This is a genomic window from Lacibacter sp. (assembly GCF_035299325.1).
In the GTDB taxonomy this organism is placed as follows: Bacteria; Bacteroidota; Bacteroidia; order Chitinophagales; family Chitinophagaceae; genus Lacibacter.
Map to the genome: position 1 here is coordinate 347,301 of NZ_DATGWT010000004.1, position 17,179 is coordinate 364,479.

At 40.5% G+C, this 17,179-nt stretch carries 18 protein-coding genes, 1 tRNA gene and 1 riboswitch; of the genes, 3 read left to right on the top strand and 16 right to left on the bottom strand.

All coding sequences use genetic code 11. The annotated features are described in order from the left end of the window. Window positions 1-89 precede the first annotated feature (89 nt). The 8 genes from VK159_RS03180 to VK159_RS03215 form a co-directional block, all read right to left on the bottom strand. Complete coding sequence (locus VK159_RS03180) at window positions 90-1,184, bottom strand: FecR family protein (protein ID WP_324228691.1); 1,095 nt, start codon at window positions 1,182-1,184, stop codon at window positions 90-92. Window positions 1,185-1,234: 50 nt separating this feature from the next. Beyond that, the gene (locus VK159_RS03185; RefSeq protein ID WP_324228692.1) at window positions 1,235-1,810 is read right to left on the bottom strand and encodes an RNA polymerase sigma-70 factor; all 576 of its coding nucleotides are present in this window, start codon (window positions 1,808-1,810) and stop codon (window positions 1,235-1,237) included. 184 nt (window positions 1,811-1,994) lie between these two features. Then, window positions 1,995-2,285: a lipoprotein gene (locus tag VK159_RS03190; RefSeq protein WP_324228693.1), complete on the bottom strand. Its 291-nt coding sequence runs from the start codon at window positions 2,283-2,285 to the stop codon at window positions 1,995-1,997. A 38-nt stretch (window positions 2,286-2,323) separates the two neighbouring features. After that, entirely contained in the window at window positions 2,324-3,634 is a 1,311-nt protein-coding gene (gene der / locus VK159_RS03195) for a ribosome biogenesis GTPase Der (RefSeq protein WP_324228694.1), read from the bottom strand. A gap of 95 nt (window positions 3,635-3,729) precedes the next feature. Continuing rightward, window positions 3,730-4,599: a GTPase Era gene (gene era / locus VK159_RS03200; protein ID WP_324228695.1), complete on the bottom strand. Its 870-nt coding sequence runs from the start codon at window positions 4,597-4,599 to the stop codon at window positions 3,730-3,732. Window positions 4,600-4,680: 81 nt separating this feature from the next. Then, window positions 4,681-4,752 (bottom strand) — tRNA-Met (locus VK159_RS03205). 108 nt (window positions 4,753-4,860) lie between these two features. Beyond that, on the bottom strand, window positions 4,861-5,589 hold the full coding sequence (locus tag VK159_RS03210) for a head GIN domain-containing protein (protein WP_324228696.1): 729 nt from the start codon (window positions 5,587-5,589) through the stop codon (window positions 4,861-4,863). Window positions 5,590-5,615: 26 nt separating this feature from the next. Beyond that, entirely contained in the window at window positions 5,616-6,338 is a 723-nt protein-coding gene (locus VK159_RS03215; protein ID WP_324228697.1) for a head GIN domain-containing protein, read from the bottom strand. Window positions 6,339-6,441: 103 nt separating this feature from the next. Then, window positions 6,442-6,562, top strand: a riboswitch (TPP riboswitch). A gap of 62 nt (window positions 6,563-6,624) precedes the next feature. On the opposite strand from VK159_RS03215, the gene VK159_RS03220 reads away from it, so the two are divergent. Next, window positions 6,625-9,048 carry a TonB-dependent receptor gene (locus VK159_RS03220; RefSeq protein ID WP_324228698.1) on the top strand — a complete coding sequence of 808 codons (2,424 nt, stop codon included), beginning with the start codon at window positions 6,625-6,627 and terminating at the stop codon, window positions 9,046-9,048. Window positions 9,049-9,104: 56 nt separating this feature from the next. Here VK159_RS03220 and VK159_RS03225 read toward each other — a convergent pair whose 3' ends face one another. The 5 genes from VK159_RS03225 to VK159_RS03245 form a co-directional block, all read right to left on the bottom strand. Further along, a complete protein-coding gene (locus tag VK159_RS03225; RefSeq protein ID WP_324228699.1) occupies window positions 9,105-9,413 on the bottom strand; it encodes a rhodanese-like domain-containing protein in 309 nt (102 codons plus the stop codon). Between the two features lie 10 nt (window positions 9,414-9,423). Continuing rightward, window positions 9,424-10,257 (bottom strand): PASTA domain-containing protein, encoded by an 834-nt coding sequence (locus VK159_RS03230; protein ID WP_324228700.1) that lies wholly within the window; start codon window positions 10,255-10,257, stop codon window positions 9,424-9,426. Between the two features lie 21 nt (window positions 10,258-10,278). Then, a complete protein-coding gene (locus tag VK159_RS03235) occupies window positions 10,279-11,280 on the bottom strand; it encodes a D-alanine--D-alanine ligase (RefSeq protein ID WP_324228701.1) in 1,002 nt (333 codons plus the stop codon). A gap of 101 nt (window positions 11,281-11,381) precedes the next feature. Continuing rightward, window positions 11,382-11,867: a YybH family protein gene (locus tag VK159_RS03240; RefSeq protein ID WP_324228702.1), complete on the bottom strand. Its 486-nt coding sequence runs from the start codon at window positions 11,865-11,867 to the stop codon at window positions 11,382-11,384. A gap of 120 nt (window positions 11,868-11,987) precedes the next feature. Beyond that, window positions 11,988-12,338: a 4Fe-4S dicluster domain-containing protein gene (locus VK159_RS03245; RefSeq protein ID WP_324228703.1), complete on the bottom strand. Its 351-nt coding sequence runs from the start codon at window positions 12,336-12,338 to the stop codon at window positions 11,988-11,990. Between the two features lie 67 nt (window positions 12,339-12,405). Between VK159_RS03245 and VK159_RS03250 the strand changes: the two genes are divergently transcribed. Both VK159_RS03250 and VK159_RS03255 read left to right on the top strand, forming a co-directional pair. Further along, the gene (locus VK159_RS03250) at window positions 12,406-13,401 is read left to right on the top strand and encodes an acyl-CoA reductase (protein ID WP_324228704.1); all 996 of its coding nucleotides are present in this window, start codon (window positions 12,406-12,408) and stop codon (window positions 13,399-13,401) included. Between the two features lie 150 nt (window positions 13,402-13,551). Beyond that, on the top strand, window positions 13,552-13,959 hold the full coding sequence (locus tag VK159_RS03255; protein ID WP_324228705.1) for a hypothetical protein: 408 nt from the start codon (window positions 13,552-13,554) through the stop codon (window positions 13,957-13,959). A gap of 82 nt (window positions 13,960-14,041) precedes the next feature. On the opposite strand, the gene cydB is transcribed toward VK159_RS03255, so the two are convergent. The 3 genes from cydB to VK159_RS03270 all read right to left on the bottom strand — a co-directional run bounded on the left by cydB (window position 14,042) and on the right by VK159_RS03270 (window position 17,166). Beyond that, entirely contained in the window at window positions 14,042-15,076 is a 1,035-nt protein-coding gene (gene cydB / locus VK159_RS03260; RefSeq protein WP_324228706.1) for a cytochrome d ubiquinol oxidase subunit II, read from the bottom strand. 2 nt (window positions 15,077-15,078) lie between these two features. Then, the gene (locus tag VK159_RS03265) at window positions 15,079-16,458 is read right to left on the bottom strand and encodes a cytochrome ubiquinol oxidase subunit I (RefSeq protein WP_324228707.1); all 1,380 of its coding nucleotides are present in this window, start codon (window positions 16,456-16,458) and stop codon (window positions 15,079-15,081) included. Window positions 16,459-16,728: 270 nt separating this feature from the next. Further along, the gene (locus VK159_RS03270; protein WP_324228708.1) at window positions 16,729-17,166 is read right to left on the bottom strand and encodes a type I restriction enzyme HsdR N-terminal domain-containing protein; all 438 of its coding nucleotides are present in this window, start codon (window positions 17,164-17,166) and stop codon (window positions 16,729-16,731) included. Window positions 17,167-17,179: the final 13 nt, after the last annotated feature.

A 17,179-nucleotide genomic window follows, 5' to 3' on the forward strand; every position in this document is an offset into this window, starting at 1 on the left:
GGGGAATGTTGGCGCATTTCCCGTTTTTTTTGCCGCTTAATTATGAAGAGTTTTGATGTTGGGTCATAATCAGTTGCAGTTTGGGGTTGTTAATAAATAAGGACAGTTTTATCTTCTATCTTGTATCGAAAATCAGTTGTGATCCGCAAAGCGTCAAGTGCCTGTTTGAGTGTTTCCTTACGAAAATCGCCAGTCAACAATTCATCTTCAAGTCCTCTGTTTCTGAATTGAATCCGCACATCATACCATCGCTCCATTTTCCGGGCTACGTCAGCAAATGCTTCACTTTCAAAAACCAACTTGTTTTGCATCCATGAGGTTTCAACTGCCATCGTATCATCATCCCGGTACGTTAAATGATCTATAGCAATGATCGGTACCTTTGGGCTCTTGTTTAATGTGGCCTTAGGCAGCGCACCATCTTCAGCGTTATTCAGTAAAACCAACTTTTGGTTAGGCTTCAACAGGTATTTTTCTCCTGGCCGGTTTTTTACAAATACTTCTACGCTTCCCTGCACCAAACTTGTTTCAACTGTTTTATCTTCCGGATAGGCTTTGACATTAAATTTGGTTCCTAACACCTTCACATCAATTTTTGATGTGTGTATGATAAATGGACGCTCTGGATTTTTTACTACATCAAAAAAAGCTTCACCTATAAGCTGCACTTCCCTGTTTCCTGCCTTGCCGATACGGGTATAATCAAGTTTACTTCCTGCATTTAACCAAACAGTAGAACCATCAGGCAATACCATTTTAGTACTTACTCCATTTTTCGTTGCCACTTCTTTTGGAACTGCTGCTACATCTGCTACCACCGCAGGCTCTTCTGCTGGTTTCTTCATAAAGAAAAATGCGATCACGGCTACAGCAAACAAGCTGAACATCGCCATCGTTTTTTTTCTTTTAGGTGTATAAAAGGAAGTGCTTACTTGCTCTGGCTCATCAATATGTTTGGGCTCGATGCCGAGCTTTTTCATTTTTTGGTAATGGAGATGATAAGTTGCTTCAAGGTAATCGGTATCCTCCTGCGCCTCAGTATTCCATAGCTGTTCTATGGCTTCCATCTCGTGAAATAGGGTGGGATTATCTTCCAAAAGCAGTTGCAGCTCATGCAATTCTTCTGAACTGGCTTCATTTGCCAGTTTGCGGGAAAACAGTTGCCAGATTTTATCTCTGCTCATGATTGGTAATAGTAAGGAGTAAGAAATAGAGAAAATCCCCTAAAGAAAATTCAACTTTTTTTACGGAAGGGGACACCAAGGGCTGTCGTGATCTTTTTGAGGGCAATGGCCAGTTGATTATCAACCGTTTTTACCGAGATATTGAGTAACACCGCAATATCCTTGTAACGCATTTTATCTTCTTTGGCCAGTTTAAAAATAAGACGTGCCCGTTGCGGCAAATGATTAATGGCTGCTTCGATACGACTAACGCTTTCATCCGAGATCAGCCTCTGCTCAGGGTTTTGATAAACCGATTCCATTTCAACATCTATTTCATCAATGGAAATAGCTGAGCGTTTATGCAATTGCTTTGCCTTGCGGATGGAATTATTTTTTACAGCTATAAACATGTAAAGCTGGAGATCTTCAATGGCATTGATTTTAGCTCGATCCGTCCAGATGCCCATGAAAACATCTGATACAATTTCTTCAGCAATTTCTTTTGATTGAACAATACCTGTAGCAAAACGTGTAAGCGAATTGAAGAGGAGAAAGAACAACTCTTTATAAGCAGCTTCGTCTTCATAAACAGCAATCTGCCGCTGAAGATCTTTAATACTTTTATGTGGTTTCTTGGTTGGCACAGCAATTAATCTGAACGTAAATTAATTTTATTTTGGAATACCAGCCAAACTGATTTTGGTCATGCCTCACAAATTCATCGCAAACTTTGCATTGAACAGTCTAATTCTTGCCACTTATGACTCCGGTAGGCAGCATAAAAAAGGCTGCAAAAAATGTAGCCTTCTTGTTATTAAAATCATCAGATTATTCCTTATTTACTTTCTCTTTTACTTTTTCCGCAGCCTTTTTCACTTCGTTTTTCACCGGCTCAACTACTTTCTTTTTTAAGGTATCGGCAAGTTTGCCGCCCTTACTTTGAAGCGTATCAATTACTTCATTCATCCCTTCCTGTGCCTTATCAACCAGGTTGCCTGTGTCGGAAGCTTCGGCCGCTTCAGAAGATGTTTCTGTTTTTTCGGTGTCAGATTTTTGTTCTTCGTTATTGCAGGCTGTTAAAAACGCCGCTGCAAACAGTACCATCAAAAGTTTTTTCATGTCTGTGATTTTTTTTCGTTACCCAGCAAAAATCGTTCTTATTTTTTACGGAAGAACAAACGCATGGGCGTTCCTGTAAATTGAAATGTTTTACGTAACTGGTTTTCCAGGTAATTTTTGTAAGGCTGCTTTACATCATCCGGATGATTACAGAAAAATGCAAACGACGGAACGGGTGTTGGCAATTGTGTTACATATTTAATACTCACCGGTACACCTCTTACAACTGGTGGATGATATGCCTGGAGCGATTTCTGAATAGCTTCATTTAATTCGGAAGTAGATATTTTACGTTGCCTGTTTTCTACAACCTGTAAAGCCATTTCAATAGCCTGCATGATACGTGTTTTCTCCGCAGCAGAAATAAACAGGATAGGTACATCATTAAAAGGAAGCAATCGTTGCTTCAATTCCTTTTCATAATCACGTGCTGTGTTTGTTTCCTTTTTAATAAGATCCCATTTGTTCACCAGTACAACGATGCCCTTACCTTTCTTTACTGCTAATGAATAAATATTAAGATCCTGTTGCGAAATTCCTTTCTCTGCATCAAGCACCAGCAAACAAACATCTGCTTCATCCAATGCTCTGATGGCACGGATCACCGAATAGAACTCCAGGTCTTCGTTAACTTTTGTTTTGCGACGGATACCTGCTGTATCGATCAGTATAAATTCTTTATTGAAGAGATTATAATGTGTATGAATAGTGTCTCTTGTTGTGCCGGCAATATCACTTACAATAGTGCGCTCTTCACCCAGCAATGCATTCAGTAAAGATGATTTACCCACATTAGGTTGGCCAATGATCGCAAACTTCGGAATATCTGAAACTTCAACTTCAGCCTGGTCATCGGGAATAATTTCGGCGATAGCATCCAGCAATTCACCACTGCCACTACCCGTCATACTACTAATGAAAAATATCTTTTCAATACCCAGTGCATAGAATTCACTTGCTTCCAATAAGCGCTCGTGATTATCTACTTTATTTACTGCAAGGAAAACCGGTTTGGTGGTACGGCGCAATACATCACTCATTGCTTCATCCAGATCAGTAATACCTGTTGCAGCATCGCACATAAACACCACTGCATTTGCTTCATCCAACGCAATTTTCACCTGCTTCCGAATTTCAGTTTCAAATACATCAGTACTATCTGGCACAAAACCACCTGTATCGATGAGGTTGAACGATTTGCCATTCCAATCAGCCACGCCATATTGACGATCACGGGTTACCCCACTCATATCATCTACAATCGCTTTACGTTCTTCTAATAAACGATTAAAGAAAGTACTTTTGCCCACATTGGGCCTACCCACAATTGCTACTGTAAAACCTGCCATAATAAAACAAATAAAGTTGGCAAAAATACTGAATTAAACAGAAAGCAATGGTATCACTGCCTGCCTCAGCACGTTCGCCAACAGATTAAAAACGATTAATTGTACCCGTATTCTTTTAAAAAGAGATCACTGTCTCTCCATTTAGGACGCACTTTTACAAACAACCCCAGGAATACTTTTGAATCCACAAATTTCTCAATGTCCACACGGGCCAGTGAACCCAGTTTCTTGATCATTTCACCTTTAGTACCCAGCAAAATTCCTTTTTGGGTTTCACGCTGCACAATGATATCGGCTGAAATTTTGATGAGTGTTTGCTTTTGCTCGAAAGCTGTTACAACCACAGTTGTGTGGTAGGGAATCTCTTCAGAAAAGAGATCAAATATTTTTTCACGAACCAGTTCTGCCACAAAAAAGCGGGTGCTGAGGTCCGTTAGCTGGTCTTCTTCAAAGAAAGGCTCACCTACAGGAACAAACTCCAATATATGATTGATGAAAGTTTTCTTGTTCACTCCCGATAAGGCAGAGATCGTTACTACTTTTTTACAGTAAGGTTTTCCTTCAAAGAAAGCTTTTGCTTCTTCCAGTTTAGCTGTATCAACAAGATCAAGCTTATTTAATACTACAATGGAAGGAACTTTTAATCTGAGTGATGTAAACAGATCTTCATTTTCCTGCCAGCTGTCTTTTACATCCACGAGTAACAACGCCACATCCGCATCTTCCAGTGCACTTTTTACACTAGCCATCATTTTTTCCTGCAGCTTGTATTTGGGATCAATGATGCCTGGTGTATCAGAAAATACCAACTGGTAATCGGCAGTGGTGAGAATACCTTTTATACGATGCCTGGTTGTTTGCACTTTTGATGAAACAATAGCCAGTTTCTCACCAAGCAAAGCATTCATCAACGTGCTTTTTCCTGCGTTAGGCTTACCAAATATGTTTACAAATCCAACTTTCATGAAAAAACGCTGCCTGCTAAAAGCCGCAAGCTACAAGCTATGAAATAAAAAGAAAATCCCCCGCTTGGCGGAGGACTTTTGTTGCGAAGGGGAGGATCGAACTCCCGACCTTCGGGTTATGAGCCCGACGAGCTACCGCTGCTCTACTTCGCGGAATGGAGTGCAAAATTAAGGGTTATAAGGTTAGCTCCCAAAAGAAAAAACAGAAAGGCAGAAATATTTTCTGCCTTTCTGTTCATCATCGGAATAATTATCGAAAACTTATTTAGATCGCTTCTTTAAACTGGACGCTCCGGTTGTTCTGAAATCGCTGATGGAGGCTGTGCCTTTATACTGTACATCACTTGCACCACTTGCATCAACTTTCAGATCTTTATTTACAGTGATCTTAACATCAGATGCACCGGAAGCTTCTGCCCTGCAATTTTCTGTAATAAGATCAAACCCTGTAAAATCACTTGCTCCACTCACATCCACATCAAGATTTGTAACAGTGCCTGATAATTTTGAATTAGATGCACCGCTCTGATCTACTGTTACACTTGCATAGCTGATCGCTCCTTTTAAACTGGATGCGCCGCTTAAGTCAACTTTCAGGTTCGATCCTTTCAGTACACCATCAATTTTAATATCGGTTGCACCTGAAACATCCAACTTATCAATATTCTTTACAGAAATATAAGCACGCAGTTTCCTGTTTTCATTACTCCATTTCCACACTTTTTCATTGTCATAAGAAATTTGCAGAATACCGTTCACTACATTTACTTTAATACGATCCCTGAATTTTTCTTCGCTTGCACTTACAACTACTGCTTCTTCATTTCCCTGTTTAATGATCACATCAAATGCATTGGAAATTTTGATGCCATGGAAGCCACTTACTTTTCTTGCTTCAGCATTTTTATCATTGATAACAGTTGTTTCCTGTGCAAACAGAACAGGAGTTGCTGCAACAAATAACAGCGTGGATAAAACAATCTTTTTCATTTTTAATAAGGTTTTTTATATGTGAATTAACTATCTGCTCTGCGGATAACTGCACCAATATGAGTGCCCACTTCGCTTATTTTTCCTTTGCCTTTGTAATAAATACTGCCACCGCTTGAAGAGTAAAGTTTCATTTCTTCCTGCACGGTCACTTCTACTTTTGCACCGCTGGTGGAACGTATATCGGCTTTACCGGCAGCCAGATCGTAAGCTCTCATTCTTGCACCACTGTTGGCGCTTACATTAAAGGTGCCGGCAGAACCGGAAAGAGTTGAACCTGACCCACTTTCTGTTTCCACAGTTAGTTTTCCTGCTTCAACAGTACCCTTGAATTGGGCACCTGACTTCAGGAAAAGCCGCAGTGTTTCTTCTTTGATCTTTCCATTCACATTTACGTGACTGCCTGCTGTTGCAGTTAACTGATCAAGACTTTTGAACGAAACATACACTTTCAGTTTCTTTCCGGAGCTGGTCCAGTCGGCGAATGATTCACGATCGTAATAAATCTTCAGTACACCATCTTCCACTTCCGTTTTTAAACGGCCGAGGAACTCATCACGTGAAGCACTTGCTGCCACTGATTCTTCGGTTGACTGTGATAAAAAAAGATCGATCCCATCTCCTACTTTGATGGCGTGAAAAGGTTTAATGGTTCTTTTTTCGGCGTTGGCATCTTGTATTTGTGTTTCCTGTGCTGTTGCAAACAGGGCGATTGATAAGGTAAACAGGCTGAAAATCCATTTCTTCATAATTTCTGTTTTGTGTGATACGATACAGCTTAATAAAATGTTACAGCAAACCTGAAAGAATTTATCTTTGCCCCGTCGAAAAAGCGGTAAGCCGGTTTTTGACACAGATTCCCCGGGGTGCTTACCCGTCGGTTCCAGGGCCCGGAACCAGTACGGAGGCTGAGATCAAACCCGTAGAACCTGATCAGGGTAATGCCTGCGCAGGGAAGGAGGTTCTTCATGCATATTCCTCTCTCCGTTACGCAGCATTTCCAATTCAATTTTTAACCGTAAAAGTGATTCAGAAATGAAAAAATTGATGCTGGGAATGTTGATGATTATTTCACAACAACTCGCAATGGCTCAGTACAAACTGAGTGGTGTCGTCACCGAAAAAAACAACAATGAGATCGCCGTTTCAGGTGCAACTGTTGAAGTTGCAGGCAATGGAACAACACAAACCGACAGTGAAGGAAGATTCTCTATTTTATTAAGGCAAAAAGGCACTTATCTCGTGCGCATCAGCACCGTTGCCTTTAAACAATTCGAAGAAACAATTTCAGTTACTGAAAAGGAAACCAAGCTCACTGCAACATTGGAAGCACAGCCTTTGTTCCTGAAACCCGTAGAAGTTTCGGCCATTCGTGCAGGCGACCGCATGCCGTTTGCCAAAACCAATCTCAATAAAAAAGAAATTGAGAAGATGAATTTGGGACAGGACCTCCCCTTCATTCTTAATCAAACTCCATCTGTTGTAATAAATTCTGATGCAGGCAATGGAATTGGTTACACCGGTATACGCATACGTGGTACCGATGCAACAAGGATCAACATGACGTTGAACGGTATACCTTATAACGATGCCGAAAGTCAGGGTTTGTTTTTTGTGAACCTGCCCGATTTTTCTTCGTCTGTAAATTCTATTCAGATACAGCGGGGTGTTGGCACTTCTTCAAACGGCGCAGGTGCTTTTGGTGCCACACTTAACCTCAGCACAAATGAGTTTTATGAAAAACCGTATGCAGAATTGAATAATGGGTTTGGAACATTCAACAGCTGGCGACATACGATCAAAGCCGGTTCTGGTTTGATCGGCAAACATTTCACAATCGACGGACGTGTATCGTTAATTAAGAGCGATGGTTTTATTGACAGAGGTTCATCAAATCTGCGTTCAGCTTATTTATCAGCAGCCTACATTAATGAAAAAACTTCTCTTCGTTTAAATGCGTTTACAGGAAAAGAAAAAACATACCAATCATGGAATGGTATCCCTGAGGCAAAACTCAGAGGAGATGAAGCAAAGTTGCTGGAACATTACTACAACAACTACTATCTGTATGATACTCCGGAAGATTCGTTGAATCTTTTCAGACAAGACAATAATCGTACTTATAACTATTTCCGTTATAACAATCAAACCGATAATTATCGCCAGGATCATTATCAACTGTTGTTAAATCACGAACTGAATAAAAGCTGGAATATCAATGCAGCATTATTCGCCACACGTGGACTTGGTTATTACGAAGAATACAAACGCAATGAATCATTAGACGATTATGGTTTGAATGCAGTTGAATCGGATATCATTCGCCAGCTTTGGTTAGACAACTGGTTTTACGGCACTACATTCTCGGCACAATACAAACGCAATAACGATCAGTTAACTTTTGGCGGAGCCTTTACCCGTTATGATGGGAAGCACTACGGAAAGATCATCTGGAGTGAAGAGCCTGTTACAAAAGATTATAAATGGTATGACCTTACTGCTTATAAAACCGACTTCAATTTTTATACAAAGTATCAGCGCCGCATTAACAGCCGTTGGGAAGCTTTTGCAGATCTGCAGTATCGGTATGTAAAACACTCTATTGATGGATTTCGAAAAAATCCAACACTGCAGTCGGGTAGTGATTTCTTTTTTGCCAATCCTAAAATCGGCATTTCATATGCTGATGGAAATGGCTGGCTTGGTTTTGCATCGTTCAGCATTGGAAACAAAGAACCCAACCGTGATGATTTTGAAGCAGGCGTAAACCAACAGCCAAAGCATGAAACACTGTATGATCTTGAATTAAATATTGAACAACGCAAAGCAATGTATAACTGGAGTGTTACCGGTTATTATATGCATTATAAGAACCAACTTGTGCTTACAGGAAAAGTAAATGATGTTGGTGCTTACAATCGTATCAATGTAGCGAAAAGTTATCGTGCAGGTGTTGAATTGCAGGCAGGAGTTAAACCAGCTTCATGGTTCAACCTTGCCGGTAATCTTACGTTAAGCGACAACCGGATTCTCAACTTTACCGAATATGTAGATGATTATGATAATGGCGGACAAAAGGAAAACTCCTTTAAAAGTCCGGCGCTATCTTTCTCTCCTTCTGCGGTTGCAGGTTTTACACTCAATTTTATTCCGGTTAAAAATGGCGAGATCAGTTTACTGAATAAATATGTATCACGTCAATATCTTGACAACACAGGAAATAAAGCAAGAAGTATTGATCCGTTTTTTGTGAGTGATCTTCGCTTGAATTACGCATTACGTTTTAAGGGCGTAAAAGAGATCAATCTTACATTCCAGTTAAGTAATTTGTTTGATAAAATGTATGAAACAAATGGCTATAGCTTCAGCTATATTTATGCTGCACAAACCGTTACAGAAAATTATTACTATCCAATGGCCGGAAGAAATTTCATGGCCGGAATCAACATCAAGTTATAAATGAAGAGAGGGCACTTTAAAAGTGCCCTCTCTTTTTTATTTCAATTGAAAAAAAATTAAACGCTGAACTTTTCTCTCCAGTTAAGCATACCACCTGTAAGGTTAATTACATTGGTAAAACCCATTGTTTCTGCGAACATGCACGCCTGCCCGCTGCGGTTGCCGCTACGGCAATAAAAGATCACTTCCTGGTCTTTTAAGTTTTCCAATTCATCAACATCCATTGATAAAATGCGGCCAAGCGGATATAACGTGCCGCCAATATTGAATTCTGCATGCTCATGTGGTTCACGCACATCAACAATATTCAATTGTTCGCCCGCATCAATTCTTGCTTTCAATTCTTCAGCAGTAATGGTCTTCATTTCTATAGTTTTAATATTCGTTTTCAGTTTTTTGTTCAACCACAGGTTTGGGTCGTTGTAAACTATCGATCTTAGAACGATCCATACTGATCCAGAGATCGATCAATTGTCCACCCCTGATACGTATCGGCCTGCCTTCATCATCACGGACAGGTGGGTTTTGCCTGATGACATAAGCAGCCGAACTATCACCAACTGCTCCATCAACCACAACTGCACCGAGCAAAAGGTCATTACTCTCCAGCAAAACTTTTGCTTCTGCAAAAGTAAGCCCCAACAACACAGGAACCGGCACTTCAGTTTGCTTAATACCGCCCCCCAACACAAGACTGATGCGGCTACCCATCGGAATTTTGGTTCCTTGTCTAATCTGGCTACCGTTATAGGTTTGTTCAAGTATAGAGCCTACTGCAAAATCAGGTCGCTGAGAAGTGTCACCAAGTTTTAATCCAAGCGCATTTAATTGCAATAACACACTACGGAATGTTTGACCAACAAAGTTGGGCATGGAAACCAATGGTGGCTGGGCCCTGTTAACAGTAAGATATACAGTGCGGTTGACCTTTACCAATTCTTCCGGAAGCGGTGATTGTTTTACCACCGACAAACGGGGAAGACTATCGTAATAAATACTATCCTGCACCTCCACCTGGAAACCCTGTTGCTCCAATAATGTGCGGGCTTCATCGATATTCTTTCCTTTCACCTCCGGCACTTTTACATATTTACCATGCTGCGTAATGCGATCGAGCAATTGAAAGAACACAAACACAATCGTAAGGCCGAGCACAATGGCGATCAGCAGGTTGACAAAAAATGAACGGTTTGTAACGAATTGAAACACGGGTATTGAATTTAATGTAAACTATCTTTTTTGATGATCGGCCATTGCCTGATCAATTAAAGCTGCATAAAAATCGTCAAGTTTCCAACCCATTGCTCTCACTTGTTGTGGCACAATGCTCGCATCACTTTGCCCGGGAATGGTATTTATCTCAAGCATAAACGGTTCATTACGCTCTTCATTGTAAATAAAGTCGATCCTTATTACACCCGCACAATTAAATACAGCATAAACTTTCTTTGCCGTTTCACTCACCTTTTGATAAACCGCATCACTTGCCTCAGCCGGCGTTATTTCTGTACTCTTACCTTGGTATTTTGCCACGAAATCGAAGAACTCCATATCAGCATCTGCCTTCACTTCAGTCATTGGCATTGCTACTATTTCACCTTTATGTTTAAACACGCCAATAGTGAATTCACGGCCGGTGATCATTTCTTCCACCAACACCTGTGTATCTTCATTAAATGCTTTTTCAATTGCAGCCGCAAGATCTTCCTGTTTGCTCACTTTGCTCATGCCAATACTGCTGCCACCATTATTCGGTTTTACAAATACAGGTAGCTTCAGTTTGATGTCGCTTGCATCAATTGGCTGATGTTTGAACAGGTGTACACTCTTCGCCACATTGATACCTGCAAAAGCAGCAACTGCCACAGTATATCGTTTATTGAATGTAATGGCTGATGTTGCTGAGCTACAAGATGTATAAGGCAATCCTAATACATCAAAATAACCTTGCAGTTTTCCATCTTCACCGGGTGTACCATGCATGCCGATGAACACACAATCAAAACTGATCTTTCTACCGTCAACGGTAATGGTGAAATCGTTTTTATCTACGGGTGAAACATGCTTATCTCCCACTTTATAAAACCACCCTTCGTTTGTAACATCAATTACAAACACATTAAACTTCGATTTATCAAGATGATTATAAATAGTAGTGGCGCTTTTGTAAGAGATCACTGCTTCGCCGCTATACCCGCCCGTAACAAGGGCAATATTCAATGGTTGATTCATTTACCGGATGGTTTTATTACTGCTGCCGGTTAAATTTATGAACCGGTTTTTTTTATTTTCAGGCAGGCTTTTCTTGTCAATAATCCTGCCAGTAATTCGTATTATTCGATGCTATCTTTATCAATGCCGGGGTTCCCTGTATCGATCACAAACTTCCACTTTCCATCGTCCTGTTTGCGCCAAACATTTAAATAAGTGCCCATTAAAGTAGTGTCGGCAGTTGCAACCTTGTATACACCATAAGTATATCCCATATCTCCTGACGATGCAATGTCTCCGCCTTTAGGCTCCCATGTCATGGTAAAGGAAGTATCTTCCTGGGCATTCAGGAATTTAATAACATCTCCTTCTACAATTGGTAAAAAACCGGGGCGAAGCAATACCGCATCATCAGCAATGTATTCAAGAAAGGCCTTTTTCATCCCGCTTTTTTCGCTTACGGCTGAAAAAGCTTTATCCGTATCAACCATTTCCTGCAATTGCTGCTCTGCCATTACAGCATTTTCGGGCTTATCTGTTTTGTTGAATTCCCAGCGGCACGAAACCAAAAACACAACCAACACTGCTACAAACGATAACTTCTTCATGCGTGCAAGATATAAAAAGCAAGGTGAAGGTTTTCAAGCCTTCACCTTTTTTTAACGGGAAATATCACCCGCTGTATTCCGGAATCGTTCTTACGGGAACTCATCCATCTGAGAGAAAAATTATGCCAAGTGTAAACGATCTTTTCGAGCCAACAGATCTTCTACAGTTTCTACATACATTTCGTCTGGTACACAGCAGTCAACCGGGCAAACCGAAGCACATTGCGGCTCTTCATGAAAGCCCTGGCACTCCGTACACTTGTTTGGTGTAATATAGTACGTATCCATACTTACCGGTGCATTCTTAGCAGCAGCATCTACCACACTGCCATCAATCAGGGTATAAGAACCTGTTACTGTTGTTCCATCCGCAATCGCCCATTCTACACCGCCTTCATAAATCGCATTATTGGGACACTCTGGTTCGCATGCTCCGCAATTAATGCATTCTTCTGTAATTTTTATAGCCATACTGTTTGAAAATTTTAGGGTTAGTTTTGAATTACTTTTGCATCTCAAATGTAAAGCAAAGCACTGAATGAATTTACAACAAAGACTGGAAATTTTATCCCAACTACGACAATATATTTCTGCACAACCAACCGAATGGCAAAATGCCTGCAGGCAAGCTGAACAACTAAACAATTGGTTTACACAAAGGTTTATACAAACTGCAGCAGAAGCTGTTGCCGACAATTTTTTAAACAATGATCTGTTACGTAATTGGGCTGATTACTATCATCTCGACGATAACATTACTCCGAAGACTGTTGGCATTGTAATGGCCGGGAATATTCCGCTTGTTGGCTTTCACGATTTTCTTTGCGTTTTTGTCAGTGGGCATAAACAGGTTTGCAAACTTTCATCGAAAGATGATGTGCTGCTGAAACATCTTGCAACAAAGATGACCGAGTGGAACCCTGCTGTTGCAGAACGTGTGCAATTCAACAGCATGTTGAAAGATTGTGATGCCTACATTGCAACAGGTAGTGATAACAGTGCCCGTTATTTTGATTACTATTTTGGCCGCTATCCTTCCATTATCAGAAAAAACAGAACTTCTGTTGGCATATTAACAGGTACCGAAACAGAGGCAGAATTGTCTTTGCTAGCCGATGATGTGATGCAATATTTCGGTCTGGGTTGCCGCAACATTACCAAATTATATGTGCCAACCGGTTACAACTTTGTGCCGCTGTTAAATGCACTGAGGAAATACAGCTGGATGTTTGATCATCATAAGTATCGCAACAATTACGATTACCAGTTGGCGATCTATCTTATGAATAATATCTATTACATGACCAATGATTGTATTGTCATGATCGAAAACGAACAGGTTTTCTCTCCTATTGGCACATTACACTATAGCTTCTATCAGCAAAAATCCGATGTCATTAAGAGTCTCCAGGGAAATGAGCAGGTGCAGGCTATTATTGGCACTGATCATATTCCATTTGGCCGGGCACAACAGCCCGCACTGATGGACTATGCTGATGGAGTTGATGTGATGGCATTTTTGCTGGGATTATAATTCTTTTACTGACTTTAAAAAGAAAAACTTTTATAGCCACAAATTATTTCATAAATTACTATAAGAAACGGTTTCATTACAGCACCTAGTAGAATTGACTGAGAAAAAGTTAACGACAGATATATAATTTTTCATCAAAAGCCTCCTGTTATGAAACATTACCACATCGTCTCACGCATTGCCATTTACTTACTTTCGGTAATTCTGATTGCATTTGGCATTTTTCACTACAAGAATCCGTACGACTTATTGATATACCTACCGGATGGTTTACCCGGCGGAGTAATTTGGGTGTATGTTGTTGGAACAGCCTTTATTCTTGCAGGTATTTCTTTTATCACAAATAAATTTGTAAAAATTTCAGGCTATGTACTGGCAGCTATGCTTATCTTTTTTGTATTAACCATACACTTACCCAATTCGATGAATGCAGGAGCACCTGAAATGCGGAAATTAGCTTTGATTAACCTGTTAAAGGATGCAGCTATTGCAGCGTTCGCTTTACACATTGCAGCAGGGGCATACAAGCAGCATCTGCATTTTGATCATAACGACTAATTGAACAATCATCTATAAAATTGCTTTTGAATCGAGCTGTCTTACTGTAATAAACAGCAAGTGATCTTTTATTGTGTTTGTTTTAGTAACTCATCTCATCCAGCTTAACCTTTCCCTTAAAAGTCCAGAATACGAATGCAGTGTACAAGCCTACTAACGGTGTACCTATAAGAGCAATAATGAGCAATATCTTCATTGTTTTGGCCGAAGCGGCGGCATTGTGAATGGTGATACTGTTCTCAATATCGTTACTGGCGTAAAGCAAGTATGGAAATATTTCCACTGCTACCATGATCAACAACAAAGCTATTGTAAGTGCTGAACTCAGAAATGCATATCGGTATAACCCTTTCTTGATCTGTCTTGGGATATTAGCAATAGCAAGGATCATTAAAACCGGCAGAATAAACAACCCCGGATTTTGTTTGAATTGATCGCTGAGATGCGGAATATAAAGTAACGTGTACAAAGTAGTGATCACAAAACTCAACACAAAAAACACAGTGAAGTTATTCCCCAGCAAATGCATTTTGGTGTACAGCCTGTTCTCTGTCTTCATGGTGAGATAAATGGCTCCATGCATTAGAAAGAGAGCCAACGTTGTGATTGACACCATGATCGGGAACGGATGAAAGAACGACATCCAGTTACCTGCAAACTCTTTGTCTGCATTCAACGGAATACCATAGGCCACGTTACCCAACATCAATCCTAACGAAAGTGCAATAACGATGCAGGCGATATTATAAACGATATCCCATGTTTTGCGCCACCAAAGCATTGGTTCTTTACTTCGAAACTCGATGGCTACTGCACGAAAGATCAAACCAACCATGAAGATCATAAAAGGAACATAAAAGGCAGAGAAGATTGCAGCATAGGCAACAGGAAAGCCGGCAAACAAGGCGCCGCCACCAATTACCAACCACACTTCATTACCATCCCAAACAGGACCAATGGCATTCATGGCAATACGACGGCTTTGTTCTTTGTTAAGCAACAGATGAAGAGCACCTGCGCCAAGATCAAATCCATCGAGAATAGCGTAGCCGCTGATCACGCCGCCAAACACAAGAAACCACCAAACATTATAATCTAATCCGAGAAATGTTTCCATACTTATTGTTGCATGATTGGGTTGTTACGTTTACTGCTTTCTTCAAGTTCTTCTTTTGCATGATCACTTACAGGACCGTGCTTTATTTTCTTGTTTAGCAGATACAGAAATAAAACCAAGAGTAATATGTACACAACTGTAAACATGATCAGTGAAAACAATACCTGGTTTGCGGTTACTGTTTTCGATAAGGCATCGGAAGTGCGAAGCAATCCATACACCACCCATGGTTGCCTTCCCATTTCTGCAGCAAACCATCCCGCCTGGTTAGCGATCTGAGGTAATATTACACTGAATACAAAAATCCACATCAACCATTTTGTTTCAAATAAACGATTGCGCTTCCATTGCCAAACGGCGAACAATGTCAGAGCAATCATGCTCATACCACATGCCACCATCATATGATAGAATTGAAAGATGGCATTTATCTGTTTTGGACGATCATCTTCAGGAAACGCATTCAATCCTTTTACAGGTTCATTAAAATTTCCGTGCAGCAAAAACGAAAGTCCACCCGGAATTTTTAATCCACTCACCTCTTGCGTTTTGTTATTTACATAACCCAACAGAAACATATCGGCTTTCGCCAACGTATCGTAATGCCCTTCAATGGCTGCAAGTTTAGCCGGTTGATTTTTTGCTACACCATCCGCACTTCGATGCCCTACAACTAACTGCATTAAGGAACACGCTGTGGCAACGATCAGTGCAATTTTAAAAGAAGGCCGTGCAATTTCAAGATGTCGCTTTCTGATAATATAATAGGCATTTACACTCAACACGAGGAAAGCACCGGAAAGAAATGCACCGATCCACACATGTGTTAAGCGATCAACACTAGATGGATTAAATACCATTGCCCAGAAATCGGTGATCTCTGCCCTTGCATTCATGCCCTCACCTACAATATGATAACCTGCGGGTGTTTGCTGCCAGGAGTTCGCCACAACGATCCAGATTGCAGAAAACAACGAGCCAAGAAACACCATTATGGTGGAGAAGAAATGCACTCTTGAACTCACCCTGTTCCAACCAAAGATGAGTATGCCGAGGAAACCAGATTCAAGTGCAAAAGCAAAAATGCCTTCCGCTGCAAGGGCACTTCCGAAAATATCGCCCACATATTTTGAATACGTTGCCCAGTTGGTACCAAACTCAAATTCCATGATGATTCCCGTTGCGACGCCAATACCAAAAATGAGCGCAAATATTTTTATCCAGAAACGGGTTGCATCCTCATAAATCTTACGGCCGGTTTTGAGATACATACCCTCCATGATCACAAGGATCAGCCCCAAACCAATACTCATGGGAGGATAGATGTAATGAAAGGCAATGGTGAAAGCGAATTGTATGCGGGAAAGAATCTCTACATCCATGAGCTTGATGATTGATGTAATACTGTTTAAGTAAAACAGCGAGGCAAAGATACTTGAGGAACAAAAGCACATTCAAGAAGCGCCGCAAAATGTTTTAGAGATTTGCATACAAGTGTTTGTACCGCAGAAAGAATCCGTTAAAACACCCTTTTTTAAGCTTTACTGCAACTGTAGATTTGTTTTATCAAAAAGCCGTTGCTAACCTGAAAGAGAATCAACACACCTATTTTCAAACGGAGCACCTGAAACACTTGTAGAATCTAACATAAGCTAATCAAAAACCGGCAATTCAGTTATACTGATGAGTCGGTTTTTTTCTTTCACCCATGCATAGGTATATGTACCGTTGCTGATCACGAGATAGCTTACCGGAACCGACATGTTATAGCGTATGATCTGCTCTAACACTTTATCTGTTAACTCCACATCCATTGCTTTGCATTCGATCATCATCCACGGTTGATGATTGCGGTCAAACACTAACAGATCAAAACGTTTTTTTAATTCGCCCAGTGCAATTTCTTTTTCAATTCCAATAAACGCCGCCGGGTATTTTTTTACCTGTAACATGTATTGAATAAGGTTTTGCCGCACCCATTCTTCCGGAGTCAAACGCACCCATTGCTTACGCAGATCATCAAAAATCACTTCCTTACCATTCTCTTCTTTAATTCGAAATGAAGGCACAGGAAAATCAACTTTTATCATTGCTCAAAAGTAA

Coding starts and splice junctions, on each gene's coding strand:
- cydB (WP_324228706.1), bottom strand. CDS start 15,076: ATGGAAACATTTCTCGGATTAGATTATAATGTTTGGTGGTTTCTTGTG.
- VK159_RS03265 (WP_324228707.1), bottom strand. CDS start 16,458: ATGGATGTAGAGATTCTTTCCCGCATACAATTCGCTTTCACCATTGCC.
- VK159_RS03270 (WP_324228708.1), bottom strand. CDS start 17,166: ATGATAAAAGTTGATTTTCCTGTGCCTTCATTTCGAATTAAAGAAGAG.
- VK159_RS03190 (WP_324228693.1), bottom strand. CDS start 2,285: ATGAAAAAACTTTTGATGGTACTGTTTGCAGCGGCGTTTTTAACAGCC.
- VK159_RS03180 (WP_324228691.1), bottom strand. CDS start 1,184: ATGAGCAGAGATAAAATCTGGCAACTGTTTTCCCGCAAACTGGCAAAT.
- era (WP_324228695.1), bottom strand. CDS start 4,599: ATGAAAGTTGGATTTGTAAACATATTTGGTAAGCCTAACGCAGGAAAA.
- VK159_RS03245 (WP_324228703.1), bottom strand. CDS start 12,338: ATGGCTATAAAAATTACAGAAGAATGCATTAATTGCGGAGCATGCGAA.
- VK159_RS03255 (WP_324228705.1), top strand. CDS start 13,552: ATGAAACATTACCACATCGTCTCACGCATTGCCATTTACTTACTTTCG.
- der (WP_324228694.1), bottom strand. CDS start 3,634: ATGGCAGGTTTTACAGTAGCAATTGTGGGTAGGCCCAATGTGGGCAAA.
- VK159_RS03210 (WP_324228696.1), bottom strand. CDS start 5,589: ATGAAAAAGATTGTTTTATCCACGCTGTTATTTGTTGCAGCAACTCCT.
- VK159_RS03240 (WP_324228702.1), bottom strand. CDS start 11,867: ATGAAGAAGTTATCGTTTGTAGCAGTGTTGGTTGTGTTTTTGGTTTCG.
- VK159_RS03225 (WP_324228699.1), bottom strand. CDS start 9,413: ATGAAGACCATTACTGCTGAAGAATTGAAAGCAAGAATTGATGCGGGC.
- VK159_RS03235 (WP_324228701.1), bottom strand. CDS start 11,280: ATGAATCAACCATTGAATATTGCCCTTGTTACGGGCGGGTATAGCGGC.
- VK159_RS03250 (WP_324228704.1), top strand. CDS start 12,406: ATGAATTTACAACAAAGACTGGAAATTTTATCCCAACTACGACAATAT.
- VK159_RS03220 (WP_324228698.1), top strand. CDS start 6,625: ATGAAAAAATTGATGCTGGGAATGTTGATGATTATTTCACAACAACTC.
- VK159_RS03215 (WP_324228697.1), bottom strand. CDS start 6,338: ATGAAGAAATGGATTTTCAGCCTGTTTACCTTATCAATCGCCCTGTTT.